Annotated in this window: 17 protein-coding genes and 1 pseudogene; 4 read left to right on the top strand and 14 right to left on the bottom strand. The window is 69.1% G+C overall.

The window, feature by feature from the left end:
* Positions 1-1548, bottom strand: coding sequence for a PPE family protein (locus AC5Y4T_RS05275; RefSeq protein ID WP_499916121.1), 1548 nt, complete (start codon positions 1546-1548; stop codon positions 1-3).
* Positions 1549-1705: 157 nt separating this feature from the next.
* Between AC5Y4T_RS05275 and AC5Y4T_RS05270 the strand changes: the two are divergent.
* Both AC5Y4T_RS05270 and sigC read left to right on the top strand, forming a co-directional pair.
* Positions 1706-2416, top strand: a pseudogene (locus AC5Y4T_RS05270) (DUF2275 domain-containing protein); the annotation flags it as partial.
* A 114-nt stretch (positions 2417-2530) separates the two neighbouring features.
* Entirely contained in the window at positions 2531-3085 is a 555-nt protein-coding gene (gene sigC, locus AC5Y4T_RS05265) for an RNA polymerase sigma factor SigC (protein WP_499916757.1), read from the top strand.
* Here the strand turns inward: sigC and AC5Y4T_RS05260 are convergent.
* The 4 genes from AC5Y4T_RS05260 to dprE2 form a co-directional block, all read right to left on the bottom strand.
* Positions 3074-3802, bottom strand: a complete 729-nt coding sequence (locus AC5Y4T_RS05260) for a cobalt-precorrin-6A reductase (protein ID WP_499916120.1) — start codon at positions 3800-3802, stop codon at positions 3074-3076. The genes sigC and AC5Y4T_RS05260 overlap by 12 nt on opposite strands.
* Positions 3802-4557: a precorrin-4 C(11)-methyltransferase gene (cobM, locus tag AC5Y4T_RS05255; protein WP_499916755.1), complete on the bottom strand. Its 756-nt coding sequence runs from the start codon at positions 4555-4557 to the stop codon at positions 3802-3804. The genes AC5Y4T_RS05260 and cobM overlap by 1 nt, the downstream gene beginning before the upstream one ends.
* On the bottom strand, positions 4554-5720 hold the full coding sequence (gene cbiE / locus AC5Y4T_RS05250; protein ID WP_499916118.1) for a precorrin-6y C5,15-methyltransferase (decarboxylating) subunit CbiE: 1167 nt from the start codon (positions 5718-5720) through the stop codon (positions 4554-4556). The genes cobM and cbiE overlap by 4 nt, the downstream gene beginning before the upstream one ends.
* Positions 5721-5793: 73 nt before the next feature.
* Complete coding sequence (gene dprE2 / locus AC5Y4T_RS05245) at positions 5794-6543, bottom strand: decaprenylphospho-beta-D-erythro-pentofuranosid-2-ulose 2-reductase (protein ID WP_499952369.1); 750 nt, start codon at positions 6541-6543, stop codon at positions 5794-5796.
* A gap of 35 nt (positions 6544-6578) precedes the next feature.
* Here dprE2 and AC5Y4T_RS05240 point away from each other — a divergent pair, with 35 nt between their 5' ends.
* Complete coding sequence (locus AC5Y4T_RS05240; RefSeq protein WP_064954310.1) at positions 6579-6989, top strand: F420-dependent biliverdin reductase; 411 nt, start codon at positions 6579-6581, stop codon at positions 6987-6989.
* Positions 6990-7030: 41 nt separating this feature from the next.
* Here AC5Y4T_RS05240 and AC5Y4T_RS05235 read toward each other — a convergent pair whose 3' ends face one another.
* Positions 7031-9334, bottom strand: coding sequence for an alpha/beta hydrolase-fold protein (locus tag AC5Y4T_RS05235; RefSeq protein WP_499916114.1), 2304 nt, complete (start codon positions 9332-9334; stop codon positions 7031-7033).
* 36 nt (positions 9335-9370) lie between these two features.
* A complete protein-coding gene (locus AC5Y4T_RS05230) occupies positions 9371-10498 on the bottom strand; it encodes a M24 family metallopeptidase (RefSeq protein ID WP_499916112.1) in 1128 nt (375 codons plus the stop codon).
* Positions 10499-10558: 60 nt separating this feature from the next.
* On the opposite strand from AC5Y4T_RS05230, the gene AC5Y4T_RS05225 reads away from it, so the two are divergent.
* Positions 10559-11512 (top strand): 5'-3' exonuclease, encoded by a 954-nt coding sequence (locus AC5Y4T_RS05225; RefSeq protein ID WP_499916110.1) that lies wholly within the window; start codon positions 10559-10561, stop codon positions 11510-11512.
* A gap of 12 nt (positions 11513-11524) precedes the next feature.
* Here AC5Y4T_RS05225 and AC5Y4T_RS05220 read toward each other — a convergent pair whose 3' ends face one another.
* The 7 genes from AC5Y4T_RS05220 to pafA all read right to left on the bottom strand — a co-directional run bounded on the left by AC5Y4T_RS05220 (position 11525) and on the right by pafA (position 20062).
* Complete coding sequence (locus AC5Y4T_RS05220) at positions 11525-12268, bottom strand: DUF4333 domain-containing protein (RefSeq protein WP_499916108.1); 744 nt, start codon at positions 12266-12268, stop codon at positions 11525-11527.
* Positions 12269-12332: 64 nt separating this feature from the next.
* Positions 12333-15131: a DEAD/DEAH box helicase gene (locus tag AC5Y4T_RS05215; RefSeq protein WP_499916106.1), complete on the bottom strand. Its 2799-nt coding sequence runs from the start codon at positions 15129-15131 to the stop codon at positions 12333-12335.
* Positions 15121-16077, bottom strand: coding sequence for a twin-arginine translocase subunit TatC (tatC, locus tag AC5Y4T_RS05210; protein WP_499916104.1), 957 nt, complete (start codon positions 16075-16077; stop codon positions 15121-15123). Before tatC ends, AC5Y4T_RS05215 begins: the two co-directional genes overlap by 11 nt.
* Positions 16078-16121: 44 nt before the next feature.
* On the bottom strand, positions 16122-16412 hold the full coding sequence (gene tatA / locus AC5Y4T_RS05205; protein WP_499916102.1) for a Sec-independent protein translocase subunit TatA: 291 nt from the start codon (positions 16410-16412) through the stop codon (positions 16122-16124).
* Positions 16413-16508: 96 nt separating this feature from the next.
* The gene (locus tag AC5Y4T_RS05200; protein ID WP_499916100.1) at positions 16509-17477 is read right to left on the bottom strand and encodes a helix-turn-helix transcriptional regulator; all 969 of its coding nucleotides are present in this window, start codon (positions 17475-17477) and stop codon (positions 16509-16511) included.
* 73 nt (positions 17478-17550) lie between these two features.
* Positions 17551-18591 (bottom strand): helix-turn-helix transcriptional regulator, encoded by a 1041-nt coding sequence (locus tag AC5Y4T_RS05195; RefSeq protein WP_499916098.1) that lies wholly within the window; start codon positions 18589-18591, stop codon positions 17551-17553.
* A gap of 112 nt (positions 18592-18703) precedes the next feature.
* Positions 18704-20062, bottom strand: coding sequence for a Pup--protein ligase (gene pafA / locus AC5Y4T_RS05190; protein WP_156656176.1), 1359 nt, complete (start codon positions 20060-20062; stop codon positions 18704-18706).
* Between the last annotated feature and the right edge of the window lie 31 nt (positions 20063-20093).

Genomic DNA, 20093 nt, shown 5'->3' with positions numbered 1-20093 from the left:
TCAGTCGCGGTCCCAGGTGCTCGGCATCATCGGCACGGTGGGTCCATCGCTCAATCCGTCCCGCGCCAGCGTCGCCAAGCCGGCGGCTTGCGCGGCACCGAATTTGGTTGCGGCACCGGCGAATCCGAGCGGCCCGGCACCCGCCTCGGACGCCAGAAGGGATTCGTCAGAGTCGAGGTCCAGGTACTCGTAGCGGTAGGCGTGATCTTTGGCTTCGGCCCCGCGACGTCGACGACTGCGCAACCGGGCAGGGGCCGACGCCGCGGCGGCGGCCGGTTCGTCGGCCTCGTCGAGCCCGGGCTCCTGGGACTTTTTGCGCGCGCGACTGCTGGCGCTGCTGCTCGACGACAACCCCGCGAGGCCGACCGCGTACTGGATGTCGGTCATGCCGGTGCCGATGCCATCCGTGAGGCCCGGACCGAAACCGACGCCCGGACCGCCGCCGACCGGTCCGCCGCCGGACGCCGTGGCCACACTCGGCGCCGGGCTGGAAGCCGTTGCGCTGCCGGCGTGTGCCGGGGTGCCGGCGGTCATGGTCGGCGCGGGAGCCGGCGTGGTAGCCATCGGCGCCGGCGGTGCCGTTGCCACCGGCACGCTCACCGCCGGGGCGGCAGCGGCGGCGGTGGCACCCACAGCGCCGGCGACTGCCGCGGCCACGCCTGCGGCGGCGGCGGCGGAAACAGCCGCGATCATGAATGGAGCCACCATGACCCCCAGCTGAGCCGCTTGCACCAGGGGCCAGACGAGCATCAACGAGTGAAAGATGAACCAACCCAACGCTGTGGCCAGCGCGGGGCTCATGCCGGGAATTTGCATGAAGAAAGAGGACACCGCGTTGGCGAACGGAACCGCGTCAATGGGCCAGCCGTCGGGGTATATCTCCTTCCCGAGCGGCCAGAGGACGTTTTGGGTGAAGTCCGAGAGCGCCTTCGCTAGCTGGTCCTGCCATGAGGTGGCGGTAGGAGTCTCGGAAGCGGTATTCGTTGCCGCCGCCTGGACTTCGCCGCCCGGCGCGACTATCTGCGGAGCGGGCGTCGTCGCCGGAACCGCCGCCAGCGCTGATCCGCTGACCGCCTGGTAGGTGGTCATCGTCGTGGCCGCCTGCACCCACATGCGGGCGTAATCGGCCTCATTGACGGCGATGGGGATGGTGTTGATTCCGAAGAAGTTCGTCGCGACCAGCACCGCGTGTGTCGCGTGATTGGCGACGAGCTCGGGGATCGTCGGCATCGCGGCCAGCGCCGCCGTGTACGCGCCCGCTGCCGTCTCATGCAGCGCCGCGGCGGCCGTGCTCTTGGTGGAGCTCTCCAGTAACCAGCTCAGATAGGGGGCATGCGCCGCCACGTACTGCTCGGCGCTCGGCCCGTCCCACGCGCCACCCTGCGTGGCGCCCAACAGAGCGCTGAGCTCCTCCGCCGCCTCGGCGTACTGGGTGCCCAGCGAAGACCACGTCGCGGCGGCCGCGAGCAGCGGCCCAGGCCCCGGACCGCTGCTGAGCAACGTCGAGTGCACTTCGGGGGGAAACGCGATCCAGATCGGGGCGGTCATCGTCGGGGGCCTTCAGGCAAGGACACGAATACCTCTCGGTGAATCATGCGGATGGGCTGGCGATGCTTACGAGCAGAGGTCGGTTGCCGGCGCCGGTTAGTTCCCCACGATTTCGTTCCGACGCTAAATCGGTTGAGTCTTTGCGCGCGGCCGTGCCATGCGCAACGATGCAGGGATGCGGTGTGAGATTGCGCGCGAAGCGCTGTCGGCTCGATTGGACGGCGAGCGTCCCCAGGTGCTCGCGCAGCAAATCGACGCCCACCTCGAATCCTGCCGCGGCTGCCGCTCCTGGCTGATCGGTGCGGCAGTGCAGACGCGCCGGCTGGCCAAGGTGACCCCCGGCGACGGGCCGGACCTGGTCGACAAAATCATGGCCAGCATCGGCGACCAACCGACCGGACACCAGGCGCGGATGCGGTGGCTTCGAACGCACTACCGGCGGTGGGGCCTGATCGCCGTCGGCCTTTTCCAGGTCGCGATCGCCGCCGCCCAGATCAGCGGCATCGATTTCGGCATGGTGTCCGGTCACATGCACGGCGCGATGTCCGGCGAACACCTGATGCACGAGTCGACGGCATGGTTGCTGGCGTTGGGCCTGGCCATGGTCGCCGCCGGCGTCTGGCCCGCCTCCGCGTCGGGCGTCGCGGCGATCACCGGTGTCTATTCCCTTGCGCTGCTGAGTTACGTGATCGTCGACGCGTTCGACGGCGAGGTCACCGCCACCCGCATCACCAGCCACATGCCCCTGCTGCTGGGCCTGGCGTTCGCATTGCTGGTGGCGCGGGAACGGGTGGGCTCGCACCGACGGCACGGCAACGACGCTTCAGACGACGCCGACGTCCCGGCGTGGGCGGCGGACGCACCCGGCGCTCGGCGGCGCGGTCACCTGAGACCCATCAATCGCGCGGCCATGGCCCCGACGGCATCCTCTACGACAAGCCGTCGTAGAATCGGACAACCCGCACAACGAAGGTGGTTGGGCATGACCGCGCCGAGTGACGACGAGGCCGTAACCGAACTTGCGTTGTCAGCCGCACGCGGAAACTCGCGAGCGCTCGAGTCCTTCATCAAAGCCACCCAGCAAGACGTGTGGCGGTTCGTCGCCTATCTGTCAGATACCGGCAACGCCGACGATCTGACTCAAGAGACTTTCCTGCGCGCGATCGGCGCCATCGAGCGGTTCTCCGGACGCTCCAGTGCGCGCACCTGGCTGCTCTCGATCGCACGCCGGGTGGTGGCCGACCACATTCGCCACCTTCAGTCGCGGCCGCGCGCCGCGCTGGGTGCCGATCCTGAACACGTGGCGCGCGCAAACCATCACGCCCGCGGATTCGAGGACCTGGTCGAGGTGACCGCGATGATCGCCACCCTCAACGCCGAACAGCGCGAAGCGCTTCTGCTCACCCAGCTGCTCGGCCTGCCCTACGCTGACGCGGCCGCCGTCTGCGGCTGCCCGGTGGGCACCATCCGCTCCCGCGTTGCCCGCGCCCGCGATGCGCTGCTGGCCGACAGTGAGAGCAGCCACCTAACCGGCTAGCGCCCCAACCCATTCGGCGGCCTCATGCACGGTGCGGGCGGTCAACACCCCGGCGGGCAGCGGTGGCCGCGCCACCATCACCACCGGAACATTCAGCGCCGCAGCGGCATCCAGCTTGGCGCGGGTCATATCACCGCCGCTGTTCTTGGTGACCAGTGCGTCGATGCGGTGGGCGCGCAACAGCGCCAACTCTTCGTGGTAGCGATACGGTCCGCGGGAGAGCACCACCCGGTGATGACGGGGCAGTGTAGTCGCGTCCGGGTCGGTGACCGCTCGGATGAGAAACCATGCGTCGTTGCCGACGAAGGCCCGCACGCCCGAGCGCCCGGTGGTGAGGAAGATCCGCGAATAGCCTTGCTGGGCAACGGTTTGCGCGGCGGCAGTGTCCGACTCGACGACCATGGCGTTGCCGGGATCCCAGGCCGGGCGGGCCAGGATCAGATGCGGGATCCGCAGTTCGCCGCATGCGGCGGCGGCATGCGCCGTCATGGTCGCCGCGAACGGGTGGGTGGCATCCACGACGGCGCCGATGTGTTCGTCGCGCAGCCAGCGTCGTAACCCGTCGAGGCCGCCGAAGCCGCCGATGCGCACGGGGCCGACCGGCAGCGCGGGATCCGGAACGCGTCCGGCCAGGGAGCTGATGATCTCGATGTGCGGGTGCAAAGCTTTCGCCAGGGCGCGCGCTTCGCCGGTGCCGCCGAGCAGCAGGATGCGCATCAATGCCTGCTCCCCCGGGCGCGTCCGGTCGAGTACAGGTAGCTGTCGGTGAATCCGCCGGCGGTCAACGCGTCGCCGACGATGATGACGGCGGTCTTGGTGATGTCGGCCCGATGCATCTGCCCGGCGATGTCGGCGAGCGTGCCGCGCAACACCGCTTCTTGCGGCCAGCTCGCGAAAGCCACGACGGCGGCCGGTGTTTCGGGCCGATAGCCGCCGTCGAGAAGCTGCGGGACGATGGCGTCGATCTGGGCGGCGGCCAAGTGCAGGACCAGGGTCGCGCCGGACTGGGCCAGGGTCACCAGGTCTTCCCCGGGCGGCATGGCCGTCGACAGGGTCGCCACCCGGGTCAGCGTCACCGTCTGCGCCACCCCCGGGACGGTGAGCTCGCGCTTCAGCGCGGCCGCCGCGGCGGCGAATGCCGGCACCCCGGGCACGATTTCGTAGTCGATGCCCAGGGCGTCGAGCCGCCGACACTGCTCGGCCAGCGCGCTGTACAGCGACGGATCACCGGAATGCAGCCGCGCCACATCCAGGCCGGCGGCGTGCGCCTCGCTGATCTCGGTGACTATCTGCTCCAACGCCAGGGGGCCGGTGTCAACGACTTTCGCGCCCGGCGGGCACAACGCCAACAGATCGTCGGGCATGATCGATCCGGCATACAGGCAAACCCGGCACGTTTGCAGGAGTCGCTGGCCGCGCACCGTGATGAGGTCGGCGGCGCCCGGGCCGGCCCCGATGAAATACACCGTCACTTGGTCACCGCCCATTGGGTGACCGGATACTGCGGGCGCCAGCCGGTGAACGCGCCCAGCGGTTCGCCGTGGTAGTGCTGGAAGCGGTGCAGCTGGCCACCCAGGCGCTGATGAGCTTGCGTCAGAACGGCTTCCGACTCGGTCGTGACCACGTTGACGACCAGTCTGCCACCGGAGGGCAGGTTATCCCAGCAGGCGTCGAGCAGGCCGGGCTGGGTCAGTCCGCCGCCGATGAAGATCGCCGACGGTGGCTCGGCGCCGTCGAACGCCTCGGGGGCGTCGCCACGCACCTCGATGCCGACGCCGAAAGCCGCGGCGTTGGCTTCCAGGTTGCCCCGCCGCTCTTGGTTGCGTTCGAATACCACTGCGCTGCAACCGGGCCCGCTGAGGCACCATTGGACACTGATGCTGCCCGAGCCGGCGCCGACGTCCCACAACCGCTCCCCCGGCCGTGGCGCCAGGGCCGCCAGTGTCACCGCGCGGATGCCCTGCTTGGTGATCTGCCCGTCGTGGGTGAACGCGTCGTCGGGCAGGGGTGACACGCGGTCGTCGGGCAGGTAGCGCACGGCGACCACGTTCAGGTCGTCGAGGTCTCGGTCGCCGGCCCAGTCGCGGGCGGTGCCGTCGCGGCGGCGCTCGTCTGGGGCGCCGAGTCGTTCGAGAACGGTGAACTCGGAATCGCCGCGGCCGTGCGTGGTGAGAAGCGTGGCGAGTTCGGGTGGGGTCGAACTGTTCTGCGACAGTACGATCGCCTGGCCGCCGCGGCGGACCGCCGTGTGCGGCCGCGCGGTGACCAGACTGATCACCTCGGTGTCGTGGACGTTCCAGCCCATCCGCGCGCACGCCAGCGTCACCGACGAGACGTGCGGGAGAACCCTGACGTTGTCACGGCCGTGCAGGCGGATCAGCGTGCCACCGATGCCGTGCAGCAGAGGATCGCCGCTGGCCACGACGTGCACGTCGCCCGTGTTCTCGTCGAGCAACGTCTCCAGCGCCGGCAACATCGGTGACGGCCACTGCCGCCGGGGCGCGCGCACCGTGTCGTCGAGCAGGTCGAGTTGTCGCTTGGAACCGTAAATGACTGCGGCCCTTCGGAGTTCGGCGCGCGATACCTCACCGAGCCCGGCCATGCCGTCGGCGCCGATGCCGATCACGATGATCATGAGCGCCGCTCCTCCGCATCGCTTCGTCCCCCGCAAGCGGGAGGTGCCCCCACTGCAACGCTCGCGGTGCGGATCATCGCGGCATCCTGCGCCAGACGAACTGCGGCAGCAATCGCATCACCGCCGCCGCCGGGCCCAGCGCCCACGGAATCCACACGGTGCGGCGGCCCTTCGCGAGCGCCCGCGCGGTCGCGGCGGCCACCTGCTCGGGCGTGCTCGGCAGCGGCGCGGCCGTCATGCCCTCGGTCATGCGACCGATGACGAATCCCGGCCGGGCGATCAGCAGCCGGACCCCGGTGCCGTGCAGCGCGTCGGCCAGGCCGCTGGCGAAGCCGTCCAGGCCGGCCTTGGCCGAGCCGTAGACGTAGTTCGCGCGGCGCACGCGTGCTCCGGCGATCGAGGAGAACACCACCAGCCGGCCTCGACCGGCCTCGCGCATGGCGGTGGCCAGATGGGTGAGCAGGCTGACCTGGGCGACGTAATCGGTGTGCACGACGGCGACCGCGTGCGCTGCGTCGGTTTCGGCGCGGGTTTGGTCGCCCAGGATGCCGAACGCCAGCACCGCGGTGCCGATGGGACCGTGGTCGGCGACGATCGAGGCGACCAGCGGCCCGTGCGAGGTTAGGTCGTCGGCATCGAATTCCCGAGTGTCGACCGCCGCGGCACCCGCGGCTTTGAGCGCGTTGACCTGCTCGGCGAGTCGATCGGCCTGGCGGGCGGCCAGCACGACCGTCGCACCCGGCGCGAGGAGTCGCGCCAGCTCGATCCCGATCTCGCTGCGGCCGCCCAGGATCAGTACTGGACCAGCGCCCGTGTCATCCACGGCTGCGATTATCACCTGCGCTAGCGTGGGCGGTGATGGCGAATACCACTACCCGGCTCACCGACGACGCACTGGCGTTTCTGTCGGAGCGCCACCTGGCCATGCTGACCACGCTGCGAGCCGACAATTCCCCGCACGTGGTGGCGGTCGGTTTCACCTTCGACCCGAAGACGCATATTGCGCGGGTCATCACCACCGGGGGTTCGCAGAAGGCGGTCAATGCCGATCGCGGCGGGCTGGCCGTGCTCAGCCAGGTCGACGGCGCGCGATGGTTGTCGCTGGAGGGCCGGTCCAAGGTCAACAACGACGTCGACGCGGTGCGCGACGCCGAGCTGCGGTACGCCCAGCGCTACCGCACGCCACGCCCCAATCCGCGACGCGTGGTGATCGAGGTTCAGATCGAGCGGGTGCTGGGGTCGTCTGATCTTCTGGACCGCGGCGAGTAAATACCACCCCGTGATCGCTTCGCCAACCTAGGCCCGATCACCTAGCGCGACAACTCATTCACCTCCCCGCCCGCGGTCAACGTGATCCGGTGTCGCCCGGGCGACACCGTGACCGCCGGCCCGGCCGGTTCCCCATCGAGCCGCACGTCAACCGCGGCGGGCAAGCCACCGAGCGTGATCTGGGCGGGGCCATCGGTGGCTACCGCGATGGTCGACGCCGGCAATGCGGCCAGCCCGGCACGTTCGACATCGACCCTCAGACTGGCAACGCCGTTGAGGCGCAACGTCAGATACGGCAGCGGGCCGACGGGCCGTCCCGCTTGCCAGTCCAGCTCGCTGTACAGCCCGGGCGTCGGCTCGAAATGTGGGATGAATCCGCGGTGGTGCCGGACGGTATGGGTGGGGTCCGGCCGCGCGTAGGAGCGCGCGTCGACCTCCGCCACGGCCCCGCGCCGCGCGGTCACCTCGGGAGCCGCGGCCAGTTCCGACAGCCACCACGCCTGGTGCGGCCCGATGCCCAGATCGGCGCGCACCAATTGCGGATACCAGGCGAACGTGATGTGTCCCGGATCCGCTTGGCGCAGCGCGGTTCCCATGTGGGAAATCGGATCCTCGAACTTGTCCTGCAACACCCAGGCGAGGTGATCTTCGAGCGGGTAGACATCGAACCGGTGGCGGTAACCCAGCCGGTCGAGCTCCAGCACCTGCTCGGCGGCCGAGGCGAACGGCACCAGTTCGTCGAGCAGCCCATGGGCGATGACGTACGGCAGCCATCGGGCGTTCACCAGCAGCTTCCACGTGTCGCCCTCACGGGCACAGGACGAGTCCAGGTCGAGGTCGGCGGGAATGTCGACGTGGGGCAGCAGCCGCACCCCGCACGTCGGCGGCCCCGCCAGCACCACCGCTTGCGAGAACACCTGCGGGTAACTCAGCCCCAGCTTGTAGGTCGCATACCCACCCATCGAATAGCCCGAGATCACAGTGCGATTGGGATCGGTGCCCAATTGTTCGGCAACTCGCGCCCACACCTCCCAGACATCGAGTTCGCCGCTGTCGAAGTACCAAGTCGATGGCCCCCGGGCCAGCGGCGTGACCACCACGGAGTCGCGGCCCTCGCACACCTGGTGCAGCAGTCGCGGGTCGATCGCGGCGAACTGGCTCTGCCCAAGTGAAAGGGAGTGCAGCAGCAGGGTCAGCGGCAACGCGCGACCCGGTGCGTAGCTCGACGGCAAACAGATCGAATACGGCTGCACCCGGCCGAGGAATTGGGGCTTGGTGCTCAAGATGTCGTTGGCGGCCCAACCTTGTTGCAGGCCTTGGCCGAGTTCGATCGACGACACGTACCAGCGGGTGGATGGACCGGTGATCACCGGCTCGGGAGCGGTTTCGCGCGCCGCAAGCTGAGCCCACGGCACAGTCAGCGCGAACTCGGAGACGTCGCCATGCGTCAAGGCGGCGGCCTGCGCGGCATCCGACCAGAAATTCAGGTGCGGCGGTTCCTGCTCGTTGGTGCGGAATGCCACGTTGTAGACGTTGGCCTGGCCGGGCAGCGCACCGTGCAGGGCGGGCACGTCGGCGAACCCGTCCCCGCCCGCGTTGGCCAACCCGGCGGCCAGGCGGACCGTCCAGCTCCGCGTGGGTTCGGCCAGCGACCGCGGGATCTTTGCCACGAACGACCGCGACTGCATGTCGACGCTGTGCTCGACCGGCATCCTGCCCTGGGTCGTCAGGTCGATCAGCGCGGCGCCGCTCTTCGAGATCAGCAGCGCCGTGTCGATGCCCTTCGAACGGATGCCGGCTCCGGCGGGCCACTGCTCGTCGGCCGTTCGGGCGGGGTCGGTGTCGAAGGTGAACAGCGCGATGGGCACCGAGGCGTCCAGCAGGGTATTCCAGTCGACCCGCCACCAGGTGTGGGTGTCGGTGAGCCCGATGGCGACGCGGAAGATGTCGGCGCCGTTGCCGGCCGCCGGGCCGTCGGGATAGACGTAGGTTCCGCGCGGCGGTGCCTGAATCTTCAGGTCACCGATCGGGATGCCCGTCGCGCCATGGTCGTCGTAGAGAAAGTCGGTCCAGAACAGGGCACCGTCGGCCACTCGACCGGCGCCGCATGTGCGTGGAAACTGTTCGCCGAACGGCCATCCCGCAGGCGCGGGTAGCTGGGGCTCGGCTCGCCGCGCCGCCGGCGGCACCCCCTCGGGCATGCCGTCGACCACGATGAGCTCAGCAGGCGGCGCCGGTGCCGATGCCGGTGCTGACGCCGGTGCCGGTGCGTCGGAGCGCAACACCGCGTCGAGGACGTGGCGGGCGATGCGAATCGGAAGCAGCGGGAGATCCAGGATTGACATCACGCCCCAACCTACGCGGACCCGGTGACACATCGGTCAGGCCACCGGAACCACGATCAGTTCGTGCGGCCGGTTGTTGACGGCCAGGGCGCCATCGGGCGTGACGACGACGATGTCCTCGATGCGCGCACCCCACCGGCCCGGGAAGTAGATGCCCGGCTCGATCGAAAAGGCCATGCCCTCGGCCAGCGGCAGATCGTTTCCGGCGACGATGTAGGGCTCTTCGTGCACCGACAGCCCGATGCCGTGTCCTGTGCGGTGCACAAAATTCTCGGCGAGTCCTTCGGCGGCCAGCACGTCGCGGGCGGCGGCGTCGACCTGTTCGGCCGTCACCCCCGGGCGTACCGCGTCATACGCGGCACGCTGGGCGCGTTGTAGCACCGAATACTGTTCAGCCACTTCCGGATTCGGATCACCGATGCTGTAGGTGCGGGTGGAGTCGGAATTGTAGCCGGGTTCATAACAGCCGCCGATGTCGACGACGACGATGTCTCCGACCTGCAGTTCGCGATCCGAATATCCGTGATGCGGGTCGGCGCCATGTGGCCCGGATCCGACGATGATGAACGCCACCTCCGAATGCCCTTCGGCCACAATGGCATCCGCGATGTCGGCGGCGACGTCGGCCTCGGTGCGGCCCGGGACCAGGAACTGCGGCACCCGGGCGTGCACCCGATCGATGGCCGCCCCTGCTTTGCGCAGCGCGTCAACCTCGCATTCCTCCTTGACCATCCGCAGCGTGCGCAACACGTCGGTGGCCAGCACCGGCAACACCCCGAGCACTTCGGCCAGCGGCAGCAGGTGCAACGCCGGCATGGCATCGGTGACGGCGGTCGCGGCGGGGACGCCGCCCAGCGCGGAACCCACCAGATCGTAGGGATGGTCGCCGTCGACCCAATCCCGCACCGCCAGGCCGAGTTCGGCGATGGCCGACCCCTTCAGCGAGGCCAGCTCGAGGCGCGGCACCACCACCGTCGGCTCGCCCGAGGCGGGCAACACCAGCGCGGTGAACCGCTCCAGGGTCTGTGCGCGCGACCCGACTAGGTAGCGCAGGTCATATCCCGGGGTGATGACCAGCCCGGCCAGGCCTGCGTCACCGGCCGCCGCGGCGGCGGTCGCCAGCCGGCGTTCGTACACTGCTGCGTCGAAGCGGTGAGACTGCATGGCAGCCAGGCTAGTGCTCGATTGCGCATCGCCTCGCGGCGGCGTGAGACGATAACCGGCATGCGACCACTGGTCCTGCTCGACGGCGCCAGCATGTGGTTCCGCTCGTATTTCGGGGTGCCGTCCTCGATCACCGCTCCCGACGGCCGGCCCGTCAACGCCGTTCGGGGGTTCATCGACGCCATGGCAGTGGTGATCACCCGGCAGCGGCCCAGCCGGCTGGCCGTCTGCCTGGACCTCGACTGGCGTCCCCAGTTCCGGGTGGACCTCGTCCCGTCCTACAAGGCCCACCGGGTGGCCGTGCTGGATCCGCAGGACGAGCCGGACGTCGAGGAAGTCCCGGACGACCTGACACCCCAGATCGACATGATCGCCGAACTCCTTGACGCATACGGGATTCCGACGGCCGGCGCCGTGGGCTACGAGGCCGACGACGTGCTGGGCACCCTGGCGGCCCGGGAACGCAAGGACCCGGTGGTGGTGGTCAGCGGCGACCGCGACCTGTTGCAGGTGGTGTCGGACGACCCCGTGCCGGTTCGGGTGCTCTACCTCGGCCGCGGGCTGAGCAAGGCCACGTTGTTCGGGCCCGCCGAGGTGGCCGAGCACTATGGCGTGCCGGCGGATAGGGCCGGCCCCGCCTACGCCGAACTCGCGCTGCTGCGTGGCGATCCGTCCGACGGCCTGCCCGGCGTCCCAGGCGTCGGCGAGAAGACCGCGGCGACGCTGCTGGCCCAGCACGGCTCGCTGCAGCGGATCCTGGCCGCCGCCCACGACCCGAAGTCCAAAATGGCCAAGGGTATCCGCACGAAGCTGCTGGGAGCGCTGGACTACATCGAGGCGGCCGGCAAGGTGGTACGGGTGGCCACCGACGCGCCCGTCACCTTGTCGACGGCCACCGACGAAATACCGTTGGTCGCCGCCCATCCGCGCCGCACCGCCGAACTGGCGACCGAGCTGGGTGTGGGCTCGTCGGTCGCCCGCCTGCAAAAGGCGCTGGACGGCCTGCCGAACTGACCGGGCCGCGGGCTACTGCGGCCGGCCGACCTCGTAGGTGCCCTTGTTGTCCTGGAACGTCACGGTCACGTGCTTGGGCGCGCCGTCGATGCTGACGTCGCAGTCGAATGTGGCGCCCTTCTTGACCGTTGGGTTCTGGCCGTGGTTGCACTTGACGTTCTGGACGTTCTTGGCGCCGTAGCCGTTGGTTTCGTCGCTGAGGACCTGCTGGACCCCGGCCTGCGCCTTATTGACGTCCAGCTTGGTGGTGACGAAGAATCCGGGCTGCCAGAAGCCCAGCACCAGCACGACCGCGATGAGCAGAAACGCGATCGCGCCGCCCACGCCTGCGATGAGCCCGACCGGCCGCTTCTTGCCCGGTTGCTCGTAACCCGGGTATTGCGGGTACTGGCCCGGCTGGCCGTACTGGCCGGGCTGGGGGTATTGCCCGGGCTGCGGGTACTGCCCCGGCTGGCCATACTGCCCCGGCTGGCCGTACTGCCCCGGCTGGCCGTATTGGCCGGGCTGGCCGTATTGGCCGGGCTGCGCGTAGCCCGGCTGCTGCTGGGGGTACTGCTGCGGGTAGGCCTGCTCAGTCGGCTGTTGGTACTGCGGGTAGTCGGCGGGCGGCGTGTACGCCGGGGCCTGCCACGACGTCTCCTGATTCGATTGCTCCTGCCAGGTCGGTCCCACCTGGGTCGGGTCTGACGAGTGGTCGCTGCCTTGACCTTGGCCGGGCGGCTGCCACTGCTGGTCCGATCCCTGCGGTCCGCTCATCTCTCTCCCTCAGCCTGTGTTTTCTTGGCATGCTATCGGCGCTTAACGGTAGCTCCGGCCTAGCCTACCCGGCGTCAACTGCGACGACGCCGCGCCGAATGTCATTGATGGCGCGCTTGGCGGTGGCCCGTAATTCGGAATCCGGAGCGGCGTTACGGACCTGGTCCAGCAGGTCGAGAACCTGGCGGCACCAGCGCACGAAATCCCCCGCGAGCAGGGGTGATCCGGTGCCGGCCGGGTCGGCGGCCGCCAGTGCGGCGGCCAGATCTCCGGTTCTGGCCCAGCGGTAGATCACATTGACGAAGCCGTCGTCGGGCTCGCGGCTCGGGGCGATCCGGTGCGTTTGCTCGTCGGCGCGCAGCGCCATCGACAGCCGCGACGTCTGCTGCAACGCCTGCCGCACTTGCTGGGTGGGCGCGTCGGCCGCAAAGGCCGCGCCCGGCCCCTCGCCACCCCGGGTTTCGTACAGCACCGCCGAGACCACCGCGGCCAGCTCGGCCGGCTTCAACCCCGACCACGCGCCGGTGCGCAGACATTCAGCGACCAGCAGATCGCTTTCGCTGTAGATGCGCGCCAGCAACCGGCCGTCGTCGGTCACGCGGGGATCGCCGTCGCGTCCTTCGATGAAGCCGCGCTCGGTGAGCAGGCCGACGATTCGGTCGAAGGTCCGTGCCAGCGAATTGGTGGCGGCCGCAACCTTTTTCTCCAACTGCGCGTTGTCGCGCTCGATCCGCAAGTACCGCTCGGCCTGCCGGACCTGCTCTTCCAGGCCGGGCGTGTGGTGCGACGGGTGCCGGCGCAGCTGTTCGCGCAGCGACGCCAGCTCCGGGTCATGGAAAGCTTCGTAGGCGCCGTCGGAGTCACCGCGGCCGCCGCGATGCCGGGCCGGGACGGTCAGCCCGGCGGCAGCCGATCGCAGCGCCGACGCCAGATCGCGCCGGACCCGCGGCTGACGGTGTTCGACCCGTTTGGGCAGTGACATCGAACCGACGCGTGCGGAGGAACCCGAATAGTCGGCCGACGAAATCCTGCCCGCCCAACGGTTTTCGGTGAGCACCAGCGGTCGCGGGTCGGAGCTATCGCGCGCGGATTCCAGCACCACGGCCAGACCACCGCGCCGGCCGTGGGTGATGTTGATGATGTCGCCCCGGCGCAGCGCGGCCAGCGCGTCGCTGGCGGCCTGGCGTCGCTGCAGTCGGGACGCGCGGGACTGCGCGCGCTCCATCTCGGTTATGCGGGCGCGCATCCGGGCGTATTCGAGGATCGGGGCCTTGCGTCCGCCTATCTCGCCGGCGATCTCGTCGAGCAACCCGGCGCCCCGCTCGATGCCGCGAACCAGCCCGACCACCGAACGGTCGGCCTGATACTGCGCGAATGACTGCTCCAACAACCGATGCGCCTGCTCGGGCCCCATCTGCTGGACCAGGTTGATGGTCATGTTGTACGACGGGGCGAACGAGCTGCGCAGCGGGAAGGTGCGGGTGGAGGCCAGCCCGGCCACCGCGGACGGCTCGGTGGTTTCCTCGGTGGGATTCCACAGCACCACCGCGTGGCCCTCGACGTCGATGCCGCGCCGCCCGGCGCGCCCGGTGAGCTGCGTGTACTCCCCCGGTGTCAGCGGCACGTGCTGTTCGCCGTTGAACTTCACCAACCGCTCGAGAACCACCGTGCGTGCGGGCATGTTGATCCCGAGCGCCAGGGTCTCGGTGGCGAACACCGCTCGGACGAGTCCGGCGGTGAACAGCTCTTCGACCGTGTGGCGGAAGACGGGCAGCATGCCGGCGTGGTGGGCCGCCAAGCCGCGCAGCAATCCCTCGCGCCATTCGTAGTAGCCGAGCACGCTCAGGTCGGCGTCGGCGAGATCGCCGCACCGGTGCTCGATCACCTCGGCAATCTGTGCGCGCTCCTCCTGGGTGGTCAACTGCAGGGATGAGCGCAGGCATTGCTGGACGGCGGCGTCGCAGCCGGCCCGGGAGAACACGAACGTGATCGCGGGCAGCAGTCCCTCGGCGTCCAAACTGGCAATCACGTCCGGCCGCGACGGCGTCCGGTAGAAGCGGGGACGCGACGACCGCCCCGCGTTGCCCCGGCGCCGGGGCTGCCAGTCGGTCATGCGGTCCGCCTCGCGGCGGTGCGCGATGTGGCGCAGCAGTTCGGGATTGACGCGCGGCTGACGATCGGCGGCCGGCTGGTGGTTGTCGTAATCGAACAGGTCCAGCAGGCGCTTGCCCACCAAGACGTGTTGCCACAGCGGAACCGGCCGGTGCTCGTCGACGACCACCGTCGTGTCGCCGCGCACGGTCTGGATCCAGCCGCCGAATTCCTCGGCGTTGCTCACCGTCGCCGAGAGGCTGACCACCCGGACCTCGTCGGGCAGGTGCAGGATCACCTCCTCCCACACCGGACCCCGCATCCGGTCGGCGAGGAAATGCACCTCATCCATCACCACATACGAAAGTCCATGCAGCGCAGGCGAATCCGCGTAGAGCATGTTGCGCAGCACCTCGGTGGTCATGACCACCACGGGCGCGTCGGCGTTGACGGACATGTCGCCCGTGAGCAGGCCGATGCGGTCGCGGCCGTAGCGCGCCGTGAGGTCGGTGTGCTTCTGGTTGCTCAGCGCTTTGAGCGGCGTGGTGTAGAAACACTTGCCGCCCGACGCCAGCGCCAGGTGCACGGCGAATTCGCCGACCACCGTCTTGCCCGCGCCGGTCGGCGCACACACCAGCACGCCGTGGCCCCGTTCGAGCGCCGCGCATGCCCGACGCTGGAAGCCGTCGAGCGCGAAGGGAAGTTCGGTGGTGAACCTGGTGAGCTCAACAAGCTCGGCGACGTCCTGAGGCGGCGACGGATCAGGTGACATCGTCGTGTTGCCCGGCGGTGAACGACGGCTCCGGTATCGCGGTGGGCGGTTCGATGACGGACGCTTCGTCGTCGGGAATCACGGCCTGGGCTTCACGCTTGGCCTTCCGTCGGTCGTGCAGCCGGGAGATCTGGATGGCGAACTCCAAGAGGACCGACAACGCCAACCCGAGCGCGGTCATCGAAAACGGGTCGGATCCGGGGGTGAAGATCGCCGCGAACGCGAACATCGCGAAGATCAGTCCGCGCCGCCACGCCTTGAGCCGCTCGTAGGGCAGGATGCCGATGGCGTTCAACATGACGATGAGCAGCGGAAATTCGAAGCTGACGCCGAAAACTATGAGCAGGTTGATCAGGAAGCCGAAATACCGGTCGCCGGACAGCGCGGTCACCTGTACGTCGCTGCCGACGGTCAGCAGGAAGCCCAGCGCCTTGGCCAGCACGAAGTAGGCCAGCACCGCGCCGACGACGAACAGCACCACGGCGGGGATCACGAACGCGACCGCGAAGCGGCGTTCCTTCCGATACAACCCGGGGGTGATGAACGCCCACAGCTGGTAGAACCACACCGGGCAAGCGAGCACCACTCCCGCGGTCAGCCCGACCTTGAGTCGCAGCATGAACTGGTCGAACGGCGCGGTGGCCAGCAGCCGGCACTGGCCGTTAGGGCTGATCTCGGCGCGCGCCGACCGGGGCAGCGAACAGTAGGGATGGCGCAGCCACTCGCCGAGGCTTTCCAGCCCGAAGATCGAATGCGAGTACCAGACGAACCCGAAGATCGTGGTCAGCAGGATGGCGGCCAGGGAGATCAGCAGCCGCGTGCGCAGCTCGGTCAGATGGTCGACCAGCGACATGGTCGCATCCGGGTTGGTTCGGCTGCGCCGGTTACGAGGGTTGAGGCGCCTCAGCAGGCCGGAAGTGCGCGCTGAAACCTTGAAGACTTTCACGATGCTCGGTCAGTGGCGCTCGGGCAGCGCGACGGCGATGGCGGCTACGCCGGACGTGCTTCGCTGTGCCCCTGCTCGCTGGGCGCCGGCGCGTCGACCCGCTGCGACTGCACGGGCGTGGGGTTCGCCGCGGAGGCCTCGCTTTGGCTTGCGGTGTTCGTTCCCAGGGCCGACGTTTCCGCTTTGTTCTCCGTCTGCATTTCGCGGATCTCGGACTTGAAGATCCGCATCGACTTGCCCAACGAACGCGCCGCATCGGGGAGCTTCTTGGCACCGAACAGCAAGATCACCACGACCGCGAGGATCGCCCAGTGCCACGGACTAAGACTGCCCACTTTGATTACCTCCAGACGTTCCCCCGATGCTACCGCAGTGGCGCCGTGCAGTGCCGGGCGCGCGCCGCCCCACGCCCCATTTCGCCTGGACTTTTATCAGCTCAGGGCTTCATACGCCGTCACGGCGGCCGTCGCGGCATCCCGTATCCGCTGCGCCAGGGACGCAGGTTGTAGCACCTGAACATCGTGCCCGAAGCCCAGCACCAGGCGCGTCATCCAATCTTCGGAGGCGTACGTCATCACCGCCTCGCAGGATCCGTCGGGCAATTCGCGCACGTCGCGCATCGGGTAGTACTCGAACATCCAGGACGCCGCGGGCGCCACCCGCAGCCTGGCCGACGGCAGCGACGGATCGCCGTCGAACAGCGACGTGTCCGGCGGCGCATGCAGCGCCGGCTCCGGCGGGGCGGCCGGCTCGTCGAGCTCGGTGGCGTCCACGATCCGGTCGAAGCGGAACAACCGCACGCCCTCGGCCTCGCGCGACCAGCCCTCCAGGTAGCTGTGGCCGCCGATCAGCAGGACCCGGATGGGGTCGACGACCCGGCTGGTCAGGGTGTCGTGCGAGGCGGAGTAGTAGTCGATGGCCAGCGCGTGCCTGGACTGGACGGCCGCGCGCACCGCGGCGGCGGCCCGGTTCTCCACCGGTGCGGGCTCGTCGACGGCCGACGCCGCCGTTGAGGCGTCCTGCCCGACGGCCCCCGCGGCATCCTCGATCTTGGCGATGGCGCTGCGCGCGGCTTCCGGGTCGACGACTCCGGGGATGTCGGCCAGCGCCCGCAACGCCACCAGCAGGCCGGTGGCCTCGGGCGAGGTGAGCTTGAGCGGGCGGTCGATCCCCGCGGAGAACGTCACCTCGATGGTGTCCCCGGAGAACTCGAAATCGATGAGGTCGCCCGGAAAGTAACCGGGCAGACCGCACATCCACAGCTGGTTGAGGTCTTCTTCCAGCTGCTTGGCCGATACCCCGAGGTCGGCAGCGGCCTTGACCCGGGTCACCCGGGGATTGGCCTGGAAATACGGCACCATGTTCAGCAGCCGGATCAGGCGGGTGGAGATCGGAGTCATTGGCGCCACTCCTCTCCCCCGCAAGCGGGAGGTGCCCCCACATCCCTGCGCTCTGCATCGTCGCTGGCGCGCGTCATGCGGACACTCCGCCGCGGCCGGGCGGTTGTCCGGCGGTGACCGCGTCCGCGCCGGCATGCGCGCGCAGCCGGGCGAGCACGTCGTCGCGCAACGACTGTGGCTCGAGCACCAGAGCGTCGGCGCCGTACCCGGCGATGTCACGTGCCAGCTGGTCGGCGAAGGAGATGTCGAGTTCGATCACCTCGCCGTCGCGACCCCCGAGTTGGCGCGCGTCCACGCGCCTGCCGGCGCGCCGCAGTGCCGTGGCCCGACCGTCGGCCACCCATACTCTCGCCTGCCCGACGGTCGGCGTCGCCGAAACCTCGGTGACGGTCTGGGCCACGATCTTGCGCAGGTCAACGTCTTTCGGCACGGCGACGGCGCCCGGCGGACCGATCGGCGTGACCTCCGAACCGATCCGGGAGAGCCGGAAGGTGCGGGTGGCGTCGCGATCGCGGTCGTGGCCCACTAAATACCAGCGGCCCTTCTCGGTGACCACGCCCCAGGGCTCGACGGTGCGGATGGCGTACGGCTCGGCTCGCGACGGCCGGTGCGGAAACTGCACCGCCTGCCGGGAGTCGATGGCGGACAACAGGATTCCGAGGACGTCTTCCGAGCCGCGCAGGCCCGGAACTCCGGCCGGCGACGCGATGGCGACCGGAGCGTCCGGATCGACGTCGACCCCGGCCGCGCGCAGTTTGAGCAACGCGCCCTGGGTCGCGGTGATGAGTTCGGGCGACTCCCACAGCTGTGTCGCCACGGCTACCGCGGCGGCCTCGTCGGCGGTCAGGTCGACCGGTGCGAGCGAGTAGGCGTCGCGGTTGATCCGGTAGCCCTCGGTGGGGTCCCAGGCCGACGCGCGGCCGACCTCGAGCGGGATGCCGAGGTCGCGCAGCTCGTTCTTGTCCCGCTCGAACATGCGGGAGAAGGCCTCGGCGCTGGGGCTGTCCGAATAACCCGCCACGCTCGACCTGATCTTCTCCGCCGAGATGTAGCCGCGGGTGGACAGCAGGGCGATGACCAGATTTACCAGCCGCTCGACTTTTGACGTCGCCATCGGCTCCAGATTATTCGATGCACCTCGCCTGGCGCTTCCACCGGCCCTCCGCGTCGCGCTAGTTGCTGCCGGCGCTTGGGCGTCGAGTCGAAGAAGACGAGCCGACGCGCGGCTACATGCTCGCGATCAGGCGTTTGACCCGCTCGTCGACGGCCCGGAAGGGGTCCTTGCACAACACGGTGCGCTGAGCCTGGTCGTTGAGCTTGAGGTGCACCCAGTCGACGGTGAAGTCGCGGCCCGCGGCCTGGGCCGCGCTGATGAACTCCCCACGCAGCCGCGCCCGGGTGGTCTGCGGCGGGTTGTCGACCGCCTCGGCGATGTCCTCGTCGGTGGTGACCCGCGCGGCCAGGCCTTTGCGCTGCAGCAGGTCGAAGACACCGCGCCCGCGCTTGATGTCGTGGTAGGCCAGGTCCAGCTGGGCGATCTTCGGGTCGGACAGCTCCATGCTGTAGCGGTCCTGGTAGCGCTGGAAGAGCTTGCGCTTGATCACCCAGTCGATCTCGGTGTCGACTTTGGCGAAGTCCTGGCTCTCGACCGCATCGAGCTGGCGGCCCCACAGGTCGACGATCTGCTCGATCTGGGCGTTGGGTTCCCGGGTCTGCAGGTGCTCGACGGCGCGGCTGTAGTACTCGCGCTGGATGTCGAGCGCGCTGGCCTGACGTCCGCCCGCCAGCCGCACCGGCCGGCGGCCGGTGGTGTCGTGGCTGACCTCGCGAATGGCGCGGATGGGGTTGTCCAGCGAGAAGTCCCGGAACGGAACGCCGGCCTCGATCATCTCCAACACCAGCGCGGCGGTGCCGACCTTGAGCATGGTGGTGGTCTCGCACATGTTGGAGTCACCGACGATCACGTGCAGGCGCCGGTACTTCTCGGCGTCGGCGTGCGGCTCGTCGCGGGTGTTGATGATCGGCCGGCTGCGAGTCGTGGCCGAGGAGACGCCCTCCCAAATGTGCTCGGCGCGTTGGGAAAGGCAGAACGTCGCGGCCTTCGGGGTCTGCAGCACCTTGCCTGCGCCGCAGATCAACTGGCGGGTGACCAGGAAGGGGAGCAAAACGTCCGAGATCCGGGAGAACTCGCCGGCGCGCACGATCAGGTAGTTCTCGTGGCAGCCGTAGGAGTTGCCCGCCGAGTCGGTGTTGTTCTTGAACAGGTAGATGTCGCCGCCGATGCCCTCGTCGGCCAGGCGCTGTTCGGCGTCGACCAACAGGTCTTCCAGCACCCATTCCCCGGCGCGGTCGTGGGTGACCAGCTGCACCAGGCTGTCGCATTCGGCGGTGGCGTACTCCGGGTGGCTTCCGACGTCGAGGTACAGCCGGGCGCCGTTGCGCAGGAAGACGTTGGAGCTTCGGCCCCAAGACACGACGCGGCGGAACAGGTAGCGGGCCACCTCGTCCGGGCTGAGCCGACGATGGCCGTGGAATGTGCAGGTGACCCCGAACTCGGTCTCGATGCCCATGATTCGCCTCTGCACGTAATCGAGGGTACTGGTTGTCCGACCTGGA

This window comes from Mycobacterium sp. NGS11, from assembly GCF_059813315.1.
The sequence above is the reverse complement of the archived record's forward strand: the minus strand, read 5'-3'. Positions and strand labels throughout refer to the sequence as shown.